At 74.0% G+C, this 12,654-nt stretch carries 12 protein-coding genes; 9 read left to right on the forward strand and 3 right to left on the reverse strand.

Going from position 1 to position 12,654, the window contains the following annotated elements; all coding sequences use genetic code 11:
• Window positions 1-69: 69 nt before the first annotated feature.
• Entirely contained in the window at window positions 70-465 is a 396-nt protein-coding gene (locus ABZS42_RS22470) for an HPF/RaiA family ribosome-associated protein (RefSeq protein ID WP_355148227.1), read from the reverse strand.
• A 309-nt stretch (window positions 466-774) separates the two neighbouring features.
• Between ABZS42_RS22470 and ABZS42_RS22475 the strand changes: the two genes are divergently transcribed.
• The 3 genes from ABZS42_RS22475 (at window position 775) to ABZS42_RS22485 (ending at window position 4,474) form a co-directional block, all read left to right on the forward strand.
• Entirely contained in the window at window positions 775-1,533 is a 759-nt protein-coding gene (locus ABZS42_RS22475) for a single-stranded DNA-binding protein (RefSeq protein WP_355148229.1), read from the forward strand.
• Between the two features lie 281 nt (window positions 1,534-1,814).
• Window positions 1,815-2,936, forward strand: a complete 1,122-nt coding sequence (locus ABZS42_RS22480; protein WP_355148231.1) for a cobalamin biosynthesis protein — start codon at window positions 1,815-1,817, stop codon at window positions 2,934-2,936.
• Window positions 2,933-4,474 (forward strand): cobyric acid synthase, encoded by a 1,542-nt coding sequence (locus tag ABZS42_RS22485; protein ID WP_355148233.1) that lies wholly within the window; start codon window positions 2,933-2,935, stop codon window positions 4,472-4,474. The genes ABZS42_RS22480 and ABZS42_RS22485 overlap by 4 nt, the downstream gene beginning before the upstream one ends.
• 28 nt (window positions 4,475-4,502) lie before the next feature.
• On the opposite strand, the gene ABZS42_RS22490 is transcribed toward ABZS42_RS22485, so the two are convergent.
• Window positions 4,503-4,904 carry a rhodanese-like domain-containing protein gene (locus ABZS42_RS22490; RefSeq protein WP_355148251.1) on the reverse strand — a complete coding sequence of 134 codons (402 nt, stop codon included), beginning with the start codon at window positions 4,902-4,904 and terminating at the stop codon, window positions 4,503-4,505.
• Between the two features lie 566 nt (window positions 4,905-5,470).
• On the opposite strand from ABZS42_RS22490, the gene ABZS42_RS22495 reads away from it, so the two are divergent.
• The 4 genes from ABZS42_RS22495 (at window position 5,471) to ABZS42_RS22510 (ending at window position 9,543) form a co-directional block, all read left to right on the forward strand.
• Window positions 5,471-6,097, forward strand: a complete 627-nt coding sequence (locus ABZS42_RS22495; protein WP_355148253.1) for a hypothetical protein — start codon at window positions 5,471-5,473, stop codon at window positions 6,095-6,097.
• Between the two features lie 104 nt (window positions 6,098-6,201).
• Window positions 6,202-7,548 carry a dipeptidase gene (locus ABZS42_RS22500; RefSeq protein ID WP_355148255.1) on the forward strand — a complete coding sequence of 449 codons (1,347 nt, stop codon included), beginning with the start codon at window positions 6,202-6,204 and terminating at the stop codon, window positions 7,546-7,548.
• Between the two features lie 82 nt (window positions 7,549-7,630).
• On the forward strand, window positions 7,631-7,837 hold the full coding sequence (locus ABZS42_RS22505) for a hypothetical protein (protein ID WP_355148235.1): 207 nt from the start codon (window positions 7,631-7,633) through the stop codon (window positions 7,835-7,837).
• 122 nt (window positions 7,838-7,959) lie between these two features.
• Window positions 7,960-9,543 (forward strand): ATP-dependent DNA ligase, encoded by a 1,584-nt coding sequence (locus ABZS42_RS22510; RefSeq protein ID WP_355148237.1) that lies wholly within the window; start codon window positions 7,960-7,962, stop codon window positions 9,541-9,543.
• A gap of 37 nt (window positions 9,544-9,580) precedes the next feature.
• Here the strand turns inward: ABZS42_RS22510 and ABZS42_RS22515 are convergent, their stop codons facing one another.
• Complete coding sequence (locus ABZS42_RS22515; RefSeq protein WP_355148239.1) at window positions 9,581-10,402, reverse strand: SURF1 family protein; 822 nt, start codon at window positions 10,400-10,402, stop codon at window positions 9,581-9,583.
• Window positions 10,403-10,566: 164 nt separating this feature from the next.
• Between ABZS42_RS22515 and ABZS42_RS22520 the strand changes: the two genes are divergently transcribed.
• Both ABZS42_RS22520 and ABZS42_RS22525 read left to right on the forward strand, forming a co-directional pair.
• Window positions 10,567-11,970, forward strand: coding sequence for a cobyrinate a,c-diamide synthase (locus ABZS42_RS22520; RefSeq protein WP_355148241.1), 1,404 nt, complete (start codon window positions 10,567-10,569; stop codon window positions 11,968-11,970).
• A complete protein-coding gene (locus ABZS42_RS22525; protein WP_355148243.1) occupies window positions 11,967-12,536 on the forward strand; it encodes a GNAT family protein in 570 nt (189 codons plus the stop codon). The genes ABZS42_RS22520 and ABZS42_RS22525 overlap by 4 nt, the downstream gene beginning before the upstream one ends.
• Window positions 12,537-12,654: the final 118 nt, after the last annotated feature.

The raw sequence follows: 12,654 nt of genomic DNA on the forward strand, positions 1-12,654 counted from the left end.
CCTTCGTTCGCGGTCCGTGCCGTGGCCCCCGCGGGCCGACCGGGGCGGCGGGGGCCACGGGCGTACGGCTCAGACGGTCTCCGCGTCGGCGGGCGCCTCGACCCCCTCCCGGCCGATCTCGCGTACGTGCTTGTTGTGCCTGGGCTCCTGCCTGGTCTTCGCGTCGTTGAGGCGTCGGCGCAGGTCGTCGCGTGCGTCGTTGAGTGCGGCCCGCAGGTCCTCCTCGGCGGAGGTGGTGACGATCTTCTGGCGACCGGCGATCCAGCACTCCAGGGTGACCTTCTGGCCGCGGGCGTCGCGGTCCTTGACCGACACCTCCAGCTCGGTGGCGTCGGCGTGGAACGCGGCGAGCCGCGCGTCGAGGGTGGCGAACTGCTCCACGATCCAGTTCCGGTCGCCCTGTGAGAACCCGGCGCCGACCCGCAGGCACTGGGCGACCGTCGCCGGGTTGGTCACGGCGCTCATTGCCGCACCTGCGCCGGAACGCGGGCGGTACGAGTGGTGCTCGTCGTCATGGTCGCTGTCCTCTCGTCGGGCGGTGCCGCCGGTGCGTGTCGCCGGGGCATGCGCGCCGGTGGCTGCTTGATCAACTCCTTACCCAGCCCGACCCGGTTCGGAACCGTTCGCATAGCAAATGTGAGCTTGATCAGGGCGTTTTCCACAGGCGGGCACGTCGTCCACAGGTACGGCCGGCGGCGGTGGCGCGCGACCCGTGCCGGGCGCAGGCTCGGCACGAGTCGACTCGCGATGGCAGCCCCGATCCCTGGAGGGACGATGTTCGACACCTACGTCACGATCGTCGGAAATGTGCTGACCGCGCCGGAATGGCGACGCACCACCCAGAGCAACACCCTGGTGGCCAACTTCAAGGTCGCCTCGACGGCCCGCCGCCTCGACCGGGACAGCGGCCGCTGGGTCGACGGCAACAGCTTGCGCGTCCGCGTGAACTGCTGGCGCAAGCTCGCCGAGGGTGTGGCCGCCTCGGTGATGGTCGGTGACCCGGTGGTCGTCTGCGGCCGCCTCTACACCCGGGACTGGACCGACGACGCCGGAAACCACCGCACCCTCTACGAACTGGAGGCGGTGGCCGTCGGGCACGACCTGTCCCGCGGCCGGGCCCGGTTCCTGCGCAACCGCCCGGGCGTCACCACCAGCGCCGTCGAGGACGCGGAGGCGGAGAGCCGGGTCAAGGGGGAGCCGACCGAGCCGGTGCCGGACGACCAGGCCCCGGCGTTGCCCGACGACCGGCCCCTCGACGAGGACTTCGAGCTGCCGGAATTCGTCGCGCCGCGAGCAGTGCGGGACCTGTCCTCCGCCGGCGCCACACCCCCGTTCGCCTCGGACACCGGAGACTTCCTCGGCGGAATGCCCGACGATGAGGGAAGCCCCGAAAGTGACCCCGACGAACTCGCGCCGTTGGTCGACGGATCCGACGACGGCGACGGTGAGCTCGCCCCGGCGCCCGACGAGCCGTCGTCGAACGGCCGGTCGTCGGGCCGCAGCCGCCGTGGGCGGGTGCCGCAGCCCGCGTGACGCCGGCGAGACCCGGCATCACGTCGGTGCGAGACCGCGTGAGCGGTTCGGCCGCAACGGGGGGGCGGGGGGGCGACGGCTTCGTCGCCGTCACCCCGCAGGGCCGGGCCGTCGCGGAGAGGTTGCCGGGTCGGCGCGGAAGCGTCGGTGGCCGCGCTGCGGCGGGTGACCCGGGTCGGCGCGGAGGCGTCGGTGGTGGCGCTGCGGTGAGGTGACCCGGGTCCGCGCGAACGAGTCCAGAGAAGGCTTTCGTCTAGGCTGGCCGGCTGGAGGTGGTACGCGTGCGGCAGGCGGCGCCATTGGCGAACGCGGCGGGACTGGTGGCGGGGTACGCCCTGGACAGGCTGCTCGGCGACCCGCGCCGCTGGCACCCGGTCGCGGGATACGGCCGGGCGGCCGGCGCGCTGGAACGGCGCCTCTACCGCCCGAACCGGGGCGCGGGGGCCGCGTTCACCGCCCTGGCCGTCGGCGCGCCGGTGCTGCTCGGTGTCGCGGCGACCGCGGCCACCCGGCGCCGGCCGATCGCTCGCGCGGCGCTCGTCGCGGCGGGCACCTGGACCGTGCTGGGCGGCCGCACGCTGCGACACGAGGCCGAGGTGATGGGTCGGGCGCTGCACGACGGCGACCTGCCGGCCGCCCGCCAGCGGCTGAGCCACCTCTGCGGTCGTGACCCGTCGAGCCTGGACGAGCCGGAGCTGGCCCGTGCCACCGTCGAGTCGGTCGCCGAGAACACCTCCGACGCGGTGGTCGCCCCGCTCATCTGGGGCGCGGTGGCGGGCCTGCCCGGTCTGCTCGGCTACCGCGCGGCGAACACGCTCGACGCGATGGTCGGGCACCGCTCGCCCCGGTACGCCCGGTTCGGCACGCCCGCCGCCCGGCTCGACGACCTGCTCAACCTGGTGCCGGCGCGGCTGACCGGGCTGCTCACCGTGGCCGTCGCCCCGCATGCGGACGGCGACCGCGAGCGGGCGTGGCGGGTGTGGCGGCGGGACCGCAACGACCACCCCAGCCCCAACGCCGGCCAGTGCGAGGCGGCGATGGCCGGGGCGCTCGGCGTACGACTCGGTGGGCGCAACGTCTACTTCGGCCGATCGGAAGTGCGGCCGTTCCTCGGCGACGGTCCACGTCCCGAAGCGCAACACCTCGCCCGCACCGCCCGCATCTCCGGCGCGGTCGGGCTGCTCGCTCTCACGCTGGCGGCCGCCTATCCGCTGACCGCCGGCCGGCTGCTCTCCACGGCCGGCCGCCGGGTCCTGCACACACTGCCACGGGCTGTGCGGCGCGCCGGCGGGCCGACCGTCGCCCGTCCCGCACCGTTCGGCCCGGTGCGGGACGGCCGGGCCGGTGGTTCGCCTGCCGCCACCGGTGGCAGGGCGGTGGCCGGGCGCGGGTGGCGGCGATGAGTGGCGGGCTGCTGGTGGCCGGCACCACCTCCGACGCCGGCAAGAGTGTCCTCACCGCGGGCATCTGTCGCTGGCTGCACCGGCAGGGCGTGAAGGTGGCGCCGTTCAAGGCGCAGAACATGTCCAACAACTCGGCGGTGGTGGTCGGCCCGGACGGGCGGGGCGGTGAGATCGGCCGGGCCCAGGCGATGCAGGCCGCCGCCTGCGGGCTCGCTCCCGACCTGCGCTTCAATCCGGTGCTGCTGAAACCGGGCAGCGATCTGGCCAGCCAGGTGGTGCTGCTCGGCGAGGCGGTCGACACCGTCACCGCGGGCAGCTTCCGTGAGCTGCGGCCCCGGCTGGCGGAGACGGCGTACACGGCCCTCGCCGAGTTGCGAGCCGCGTACGACGTGGTCATCTGCGAGGGCGCCGGCAGCCCGGCCGAAATCAACCTGCGTGCCGGTGACTACGTGAACATGGGGCTCGCCCGACACGCCGGGTGGCCCGCCATCGTGGTCGGCGACATCGATCGCGGTGGCGTGTTCGCGTCCATGTTCGGCACGGTGGCGCTGCTGGACCCGGCCGACCAGGCGTTGATCGCCGGCTTTGTGATCAACAAGTTCCGGGGCGACCTCGGTCTGCTCCGCCCCGGGCTGGACATGCTGCACCGGGTCACCGGTCGCCCGACGTACGGGGTGCTGCCCTGGTCGCTCGACCTCTGGCTGGATGCCGAGGACTCGCTCGCGTACGGCCAGGTGCTCGGTCGACCGGCCGCCCCGCACGGCACCGAATGGCTCGACGTGGCCGTGGTACGGCTGCCCCGGATCAGCAACGCCACCGACGTCGAGGCGCTCGCCACCGAGCCCGGCGTGCGGGTACGGCTCACCGTGGAGCCCGCCGAGCTGGCGGCCGCCGACCTGGTCGTCCTGCCCGGCTCCAAGTCGACCGTGGCGGACCTCGCCTGGCTGCGCGAGACCGGTCTCGCCGACGCGGTGCTGGCCCACGCGGCAGCCGGAAAGCCGCTGCTCGGCATCTGCGGCGGTTTTCAGATGCTCGCCCGGTCGATCCACGATCCGGTGGAGAGCCGACTGGGCACCGTCCCCGGCCTCGGCCTGCTCCCGGTGGAGATCGGCTTCGAACAGCGTAAGACCGTCCGACAGTCGGTCGGCACCGTGGCGCCCGACCTGCCGGTCCGCGGGTACGAGATCCATCACGGGTACGTCTCGTCGGCCGACCCGGCGGCCGCCCCGCTGATCACCTGCGCCGACGGCAGCGGCGAGGGAATGATGCTCGGCGCGGTGAGCGGCACCCACTGGCACGGCGCCTTCGAATCCGACGGGTTCCGTCGCCGCTTCCTCACCGAGGCGGCCCGACTCGCCGGGCGGCACGGGTTCCGGGTCGCCGCCGACACCTCCTTCGCGGCCGCCCGGGAACGCTCGCTGGACGTGCTCGGCGACCTCGTCGAGGAGCACCTGGACACCGACGCGCTCTGGCGTCTCATCGAGACGGGCCCACCCCCGGGCCTCCCGTTCATACCGCCGGGCGCCCCACCCGGATAGGCGCGGAGCGGGTGGGCGGCGCGACAGGTCAGGGACGTACGTCGGCGGGGTGCTCGGAGAGGGGCAGACCGGCGGAGATCCAGCCCTGGACGCCGCCGATCATGTCCGTCGCCCGCCGCAGCCCCAGCGTCTGCAGGCTCGCCGCCGCGAGGCTGGAGCTGTAGCCGTGCCGGCACACCACCACGACCTCCCGGTCGTAGCCGGTGGCCTCCGGGATGCGCCAAGGGCTCGCCGGGTCGAGCCGCCACTCCAGCACGGTCCGATCGATGACGATCGCGCCGGGCAGGTCGCCCTGCTCCCGGCGATGGCGTTCGGTGCGGGTGTCGATCAGCAGCGCGCCGCCACGCACCGCCGCGACGGTCTCGTGCGGAGTCAACCGTTGCAGCCCGGAGCGGGCCTGTTCCAGCAGGGCCTCGACGCCGGGGCTCATCACGTCACGGAGCACCTCCCGATCATGCCCAGCCACCGGCTGCCCCGCCGGGCGAACAGATCGGTGCCAACCGGCGGGTGACGTGATTCCCCCGGACGTGACGGGTGGTCGCCGAGCCGGTACTCCGAACGGGGACACGACTGACCGGGAGCGGACACTCGTAGCGTCACTTTTCGTGATGTAGCAGTGTGTTACTGACTGCCGAATGCAGTGCATCCCATTCCGATGCTTTGCTCTGCACCCGCGGACGCGCCACCACTGTGAACTGCCGGAACGCGGGATGGTTGCCGAGGTGTTGTCCAGCCGGCGTGACACAGCGTGTTTGGTGCGTATTGGGGTGCAGAGCAAAGGCCGCGAGGACTGGTGTCGGTTGCGGCCTGCACAGTGACGTCGCGTGACGGCTGGTGGCCGAGCTGATGCGGGTCGGCCGTCAACCCGCGTCAGCCCACGGGAGCCCGGCGGGAGCCCGCCGGAAGACCGACCCGCGCCCGCATACTGGCGCGGTGCCGCGCATCGCCCGCCCCGAAGACCCTTCGCCGGTGGACCGGGAACCCGGCCGCGCCGGCATGACCCCGGTCGCGGTCGTCGAGGCGTACGCCGAACTGGCCCGGCGGGTGCTCGCCGGTCCGGCGCGGCTGGGACGTACCCGGGTGGTGGCGATCGACGGGCCGAGTGGCGCGGGCAAGAGCCGGTTCGCGGTGCACCTCGCGGACGCCCTCACCGCACTGCACGGTGATGCCCGGCCGCCCGTGGTGCACACCGACGACCTGCTCGACGGCTGGGACGATCAGCTCACCTTCTGGACCCGGCTCGAGGCGCGGGTACTGGCGCCGCTGCGCATCGGTAGGGCGGGCGCGTACCACCGGTACAGCTGGGTGCGGCGGAGCTTCCTGCCCGACGCGGTGCCGGTGCCGGTCGGCCCGGTGCTGATCGTCGAGGGGGTGAGCGCGGCTCGGGCGGCGGCACGCCCGGAGCTGACCCTTTCCGTCTTCGTCACCGCGCCGGCGCCGTTGCGGCTGGCCCGTGCGGTCGCCCGGGACGGCCGGGAGATCCTGCCCGAGCTGCGTCGCTGGCACGCCGGCGAGTCGGCGCACTTCGCCGCCGACGGTACGGCCAAGCATGTCGACCTGGTGGTCGACGGCGCGCCGGGGCTGCCGCACGATCGCACCCGCTACTACGTGCGCGTCGGCTGAGCGGGCCGGGCGGCCGTGCCGACGGTGCCGGCCACCGGCTTCGCGGCCCAGGCGGCAGGCGGCCGTAAGGCCGGAATACGATGCCGGTCATGACCACACCGATCATGTCCGAGTCCGAGGTGCGGGCCGCCGTCGAGCGGGAGTTGCCCGGCGTCCGCGCCGACCTGGAACGCCTCGTCCGCATCCCCGGCATCGCGTTCGACGGCTTCGACCACTCGCACGTGGAGCGCTCCGCCGAGGCGGTGGCCGAGCTGCTGCGCGGCTGCGGCCTGGATGTGAAGATCGCGCGTTCCGGCGGGCAGCCGGCGGTGATCGGAAAGAAGGCGGCCCCGCCCGGCGCGCCGACGGTGCTCCTCTACGCGCACCACGACGTGCAGCCGGTCGGCGACCTGTCACTGTGGGAGTCGGACCCGTTCGAGCCGGTCGAGCGCGACGGCCGGCTCTACGGCCGGGGCGCGGCGGACGACAAGGCCGGCGTCATGGCGCACGTGGCGGCGCTGCGCGCGTACGGTGACCGCCTGCCGGTCGGCGTGGTCCTGTTCATCGAGGGCGAGGAGGAGTACGGCTCCGACTCGCTGGAGCGGCTGCTCGAGGAGCACCGAGACGAGATCGCCTCGGATGTCATCGTGATCGCCGACTCCGGCAACTGGGACATCGGCGTACCGGCGCTGACCACCTCGCTGCGGGGCATCGTGAACTGCTTCGTCGAGGTCCGGACGCTGGGGCAGGCCGTGCACAGCGGCATGTTCGGCGGCCCGGTCCCGGACGCGCTGACCACCCTGGTGCGGCTGCTCGCCACGTTGCACACCGATGCCGGTGACGTCGCCGTCGAGGGGCTGGTCGGCCAGGAGGGCGCGACGGTCGACTACCCGGAGGACCGGATCCGCGCCGAGGCCGGCGTCGTCGAGGGCGTGGAGTTCATCGGCACCGGCCGGCTCACCGACCGGCTCTGGACCAAGCCGGCCCTGTCCGTGCTCGGCATCGACGCGCCGGCCACCGCCGAGGCGCCGAACGCGCTGGTGCCGTCCGCGAAGGCCAAGCTCAGCGTCCGGCTCGCGCCCGGCGACGACCGGAAGCGGGCGTACGAGGCGGTCCGCACCCACCTGGAGAAGCACGCGCCCTGGGGCGCCCAGGTGACGGTCACCTTCGAACACGACGGGGACCCGTGCGTGATCGATGCGACCGGGCCGATGTTCGACGCCGCCCGGTCGGCCTTCCGCGACGCCTGGGACGGCACCGATCCGGTCGACATCGGTGTGGGCGGCTCGATTCCGTTCATCGCCACGTTCCAGGAGATGTTCCCCCAGGCCGCGATCCTGGTGACCGGCGTGGAGGACCCGCACGCCCGGGCGCACGGGCCGAACGAGAGCCTGCACCTGGGCGAGTTCGCCCGGGTCTGCCTGGCCGAGGCGCTGCTGCTCGGCAAGGTCGCGGAGGCGGCCCGAAGCTAGGGCGTGCGTCGAAACCGTAACGGCGCGGTCGATTCTGGACTTTACGGCGTGTCGTATCCGCAACTGATATAGCCTTTCGAACATGAGTACGAACGAGGTGATGGCCCGGTTGCAGGCCGCCGTCAGCGCTCTGGGGGACGTCGACGTCTCCGCGTGGCCCGAGGACACGCTCAAGGAACAGCTCGGTGAGCTCTCCGCAGCTCTGGTTGCACTCGACTCGATGCTCACCCGGGTCGCCGATGAGGTCCGCGCGCGTGGGCTCCGGATCGAGGAGCCCGTCTCGGCCTGACCATCCGCGCTCCGCCGGCACTGGGGTGCCGCCGCCCCGGCCGGCGGGGCGGCGGGCGGTTCGTCAGCTCCCGGGCACGGCAATGCCCGGGTGGTGTCGGAGGTGGCTGGCAGGATGAACTCGTGCGGTTCCTCGATCTGGCAGCCACCTCCGCCGCCGTGGCCGCCACCAGTGGCCGGCGGGCCAAGGTGGAGCTGCTGGCCGACGCGCTGCGGGCGCTCGACCCGGCCGAGGTGCCGGCGGGTGCCGGTTGGCTCGCCGGCGAGCTGCGGCAGCGCCAGACCGGTGTGGGCTACGCGAGCCTTCGCGACCTCCCGCCGCCCGCCGTCGAACCGACGTTGACGGTGGCTGCGGTCGACGCGGAGATCGACCGGATCGCGGCGGTGCACGGCGCCGGTTCGCAGGCCCGCCGCCGGGCGTTGCTCGGCGCGCTCTACGCCGCGGCCACGGCCGAGGAACAACGCCTGCTCACCGGCCTGTTCAGCGGCGAGCTGCGCCAGGGCGCCCAGGCCGGGCTGCTCGCGGACGCGATCGCGCGGGCCGCCGAGGTGCCGGTGACGGCCGTCCGAAGGGCTCTGCTGCTCTCCGGTGACCTGCGCACGGTCGCGGTGGCCGCGCTCGACGGCGGCGCCGCCGCGCTGGCCGGGTTCGGTCTCCAGGTGGGGCGCCCGCTCGCCCCGATGCTGGCGCAGAGCGCGCCCTCGGTCGACGAGGCGCTCACCGCGACCGGCACGCCCGCGGTGGTCGACGTCAAGCTCGACGGCATCAGGATCCAGGTGCACCGTTCCGGCCAGGACATCGCCGTGTTCACGCGCAGCCTCGACGAGATCACCTCCCGGGTGCCCGAGGTGGTGGCCGCGGTGCGCGCCCTGCCGGCCCGGGAGCTGGTCCTCGACGGCGAGGCGATCGGGCTCGACGAGGCCGGGCGGCCCCTGCCGTTCCAGCAGACCTCGAGCCGCGCCGCCCGGCGCACCACACCGAGCACCACCGGCCGCGCGCCGGTCGCCCCCGCGGTGCTCGCCGGGGCCGAAGCCACCGGCCAGACGGTGTTGACGCCGTACTTCTTCGACCTGCTGCACCTCGACGGCGACGATCTGATCGACCTGCCCGGCCGGGACCGGTGGGCCGCGCTGGCCGGCGCGGTCGACGAGTCGCTGCTGGTGGGCCGGGTGCTGGTCGACGACGCGGAGCAGGCGGGCGCGGCGTTCGCGGCGGCGATCGAAGCCGGCCAGGAAGGGGTGGTGGTCAAGGCGCCGGACGCGCCCTACGACGCCGGCCGGCGCGGCGCGGCCTGGGTCAAGGTCAAGCCCCGGCACACGCTCGACCTGGTGGTGCTCGCCGTCGAGTGGGGCAGCGGCCGGCGTCAGGGTTGGCTGTCCAACCTCCACCTGGGTGCCCGCGACCCGCGCACCGGCGAGTTCGTGATGCTCGGCAAGACGTTCAAGGGCCTCACCGACGAGTTGCTGCGCTGGCAGACCGAACGGTTCCTCGACCTGGCCGTGGAAAAGGGCGACTGGGTGGTTCGCGTTCGTCCCGAGCAGGTCGTCGAGATCGCCTTCGACGGGGTGCAGACCAGCTCCCGCTACCCGGGTGGGATGGCGCTGCGCTTCGCCCGGGTGGTGCGCTACCGCACCGACAAGACGGCCGCCGAGGCGGACACCATCGACGCGGTCCGGGCGATCCACGCCGGTCGCCCCACCGCCTGATCCCGGGGGCTGCGCCCGTCGGGCGGCGGGCCCGCCGTCAGACCGGGGTGCTCGGCGCCGGCTCGGCGGCCCGGTCGAGTGGCCGAGCGTCGAGCCCGGCGGCCCTCCGGGCCTCCCGGCGGGCCGCCCAGGGGTAGGCGAACAACGTCATCACGGCGAAGAGCCACCACTGCACGATGTAGCCGAGGTTCTGCCAGCTGTTGGTGTGCCCGACCGGTACCGCGATGAAGGTCGGGTCGGCCTGCGGGGTCTGCTCGTCCAGCAGCACGTACGCGCCGTAGACCGGGTACGGCAACTTGTCGGCCAGCCGGGGGACGGCGATCCGGCGGGTCTCCAACCGCCCGTCGCGCCGTTCGACCGTGCCGGGGCGGCTCTCACTCTCGTGCACTCGGCCGACCACCGTCACATCGCCGGTGGGAGCGGCGGGCACCTCCGGTCGTGCGGTCGCCCCGCCCGGCGCCGGCGGGATCCAGCCTCGGTCGACCAGCACCGCGCTGCCGTCGGAAAGCACGAGCGGCGTGAGCACCTCGAACCCGACCTGGCTGTCAACCGTACGGCCGCGGACCAGCACCGTGTTCGTCGCGTCGTACCGGCCGGTGACGGTGACCCGGGTGTAGACCTTCTCCTCGGCCGGAGCCGGACCGGCCGTGCCCGCGCCGCCGGTAGGGGCGGGCAGCGCATCGCGCAACGGCGCCGGGGTCATCCGCTGGCCCGCGTCGATCCGCTCGTTGATCTCGGTGCGTCCCCGGTAGCGGTCCAGCTGCCAGTTGCCCAGGAACACCATCACCGCGGCGGCGACCAGGGCCAGCGCCAGGTAGCCGAGCCAGCGCGGAGTCAGCAGGAACCGGTACACAGCCACGAGGCTACTCGTATGACCGGCACCACTGCCCGCGATGGTCCTGCTGCGGTGCGCGACAGGGCCGTTTCGTGTCGCTCGTCCATCGGCGTGGGCCGGTATCGTCACCGGGCGAACCGCTCCCACGGGCCCGCAACCGCGTACCCGCTGCACCCGAGGAGTCGATGATGACCGTCGTGCCGCGCCTGGTGCTCAGTGCGCCGTCCTCCGGGCACGGCAGGAACGTGCTGACGATCGGGTTGCTCGCCGCGCTCGCCGACCGCGATGTCGAGGTCGCCGGGTTCAAGGTCGGACCGGACCGGGTCGACGCCGCCTACCTCGGGCTCGCCGCCGGCCGTCCCGGTCGTACCCTCGACCCCCTGCTGGTCGGCGCCGACCGGCTCGCCCCGCTGCTCGCCCACGGCGCCGAGGGCACTGACCTCGCCGTGGTCCAGGGCAGCATGGGGCTGTACGACAGCGTCACCGGTCGCCCCGACCAGGACTCCACCGCCGCGCTGGCGACGGCGCTGCGCAGCCCGGTGGTGCTGGTCGTCGACGTCGCGGCGATGGGGCAGTCGGTGGCCGCACTGGTGCACGGCTTCCGGTCGTACGACGAGCAGCTCTGGCTCGGTGGTGTGATCCTCACCCGGGTGGCCTCCTCCCGGCACGAGGCGATGCTGCGTGCGGCGCTCGACGACGCCGGGGTGCCGGTCTACGGGGCGTTGCGCCGGCAGGACCTGCCGGCCGTGCTGCCCGACCGGCGGCACGGGGTGGTGCCGGCGATCGACGGCTCCGCCGAGGCGAGCCGGGCGGTACGCCGCCTGGGGGAGGCGGTGGCCGCGACCGTGGACCTGGAGCGGCTGCTCGGGCTGGCCCGCTCCGCCCCGCCCCTGCCCGCCGTGGCCTGGTCGCCCCGGGACGCGCTGGCCGCCCCGGCGGCCCCGGCGGATTCCCCGGTGGTCGCGCTGGCCGGAGCCCCGGGCGGCAGCTACAGCACGCCGGAGACCGCCGAGCTGTTGCGGGCGGCCGGCGCGCAGGTGGTGATGCTCGACCCGCTGCGCGACGAGGCGCTCCCGCCGGGCACCCGCGCGTTGATCGTCGGCGGGGCGCTCCCCGAGTCGTACGCCGAACAGTTGTCGGCGAACCGGCGCCTCTGCATCGCGGTCGCCGAGCTGGCCCGTACCGGTCGGCCGGTCATCGCCGAGGGGGCCGGCATGCTCTGGCTGGCGCGGGAACTCGACGGGTTGCCGATGTGCGGGGTTTTGGACGCCGTCGGCGCCAGCCGGGACGGCCTGGTCGTCGGCTACCGGACGGCGACGGCCCGTACCACGAGCGTGGTCGCCTCGGAGGGCGCGGTGTTCGTCGGGCACAAGGAGCACCGGGCGGTGCTCAGTCCGCGGGCGGGCGGCCGGCCGGCGTGGAGCTGGGAGGGCGGCGCGGCGGAGGGCTTCGTCTGGCGTAACGTGCACGCCTCGCAGCTCGCCCTGCACTGGGCGGGCCATCCGGGGATCGCCACCCGGCTGGTGGCCGCCGCGGCGGCGGAGCCGGCGTCCGCGGCGGTGCCGGCCGGGCCCGGCGGGGTGCCGGCGTGATCGGTCAGGTCGCGGTGCGCCGTTTCCCGGCGCTGACCGTCTCCACGCCCCGTACCGAGGTGCGGCAGCTGAGGGAGGTGGACGCGGCAAGGGCCGGGGAGATCTTCGCCGACAAGCTGACCCGGCGCTGGCTGCCGCTCGCCGACGACTCCGGCCCGATCGACGGGCTCGCCTGGTGCACGGACCTGGCCCGGCAGCGCCGGGACAGCGGCGACGGCGACCACTACGGGGTGATCCGCCGGGAGGACGCCCAGCTGGTCGGCTGTCTCTGGACCCGGCGTACCGACTGGGGCGCCCGGCTCACCGAGATCTCGTACGCGATGGCGCCGCACGCGCGTGGCTTCGGGCTGGCTGTCGAGGCGGTGGACGCGGTGGCCATCGCGCTGATCCTGGAGCACGGCTTCCAGCGGATCGAACTGCGGGTGGCACCGGGCAACACGCCGTCCCGGCGGGTGGCCGAGAAGGCCGGCTTCAGCTACGAGGGCCTGCTCCGCAACGCCGGTTACGTCCGCGGCGCCCGGACCGACCTGGAACTCTGGTCCTTCGTAGCCGCCGACCTCCACTGACCCGTCCCGGGAAGACCTGTGGATCCGGCAGGCTCGGCTTCCCTGCCCGCGGTGATCAAGAGGGTTTGGGGGGGGCGGGTGAGGTTTATGTGGGCAGACAACCTTGAGATCCGGCCGC

The sequence above is a fragment of the Micromonospora sp. NPDC005367 genome (assembly GCF_040606825.1).
Classification (GTDB): Bacteria; Actinomycetota; Actinomycetes; order Mycobacteriales; family Micromonosporaceae; genus Micromonospora.

Coding starts and splice junctions, on each gene's coding strand:
- ABZS42_RS22470 (WP_355148227.1), bottom strand. CDS start 465: ATGAGCGCCGTGACCAACCCGGCGACGGTCGCCCAGTGCCTGCGGGTC.
- ABZS42_RS22475 (WP_355148229.1), top strand. CDS start 775: ATGTTCGACACCTACGTCACGATCGTCGGAAATGTGCTGACCGCGCCG.
- ABZS42_RS22485 (WP_355148233.1), top strand. CDS start 2,933: ATGAGTGGCGGGCTGCTGGTGGCCGGCACCACCTCCGACGCCGGCAAG.
- ABZS42_RS22490 (WP_355148251.1), bottom strand. CDS start 4,904: ATGAGCCCCGGCGTCGAGGCCCTGCTGGAACAGGCCCGCTCCGGGCTG.
- ABZS42_RS22495 (WP_355148253.1), top strand. CDS start 5,471: ATGACCCCGGTCGCGGTCGTCGAGGCGTACGCCGAACTGGCCCGGCGG.
- ABZS42_RS22500 (WP_355148255.1), top strand. CDS start 6,202: ATGTCCGAGTCCGAGGTGCGGGCCGCCGTCGAGCGGGAGTTGCCCGGC.
- ABZS42_RS22505 (WP_355148235.1), top strand. CDS start 7,631: ATGAGTACGAACGAGGTGATGGCCCGGTTGCAGGCCGCCGTCAGCGCT.
- ABZS42_RS22520 (WP_355148241.1), top strand. CDS start 10,567: ATGACCGTCGTGCCGCGCCTGGTGCTCAGTGCGCCGTCCTCCGGGCAC.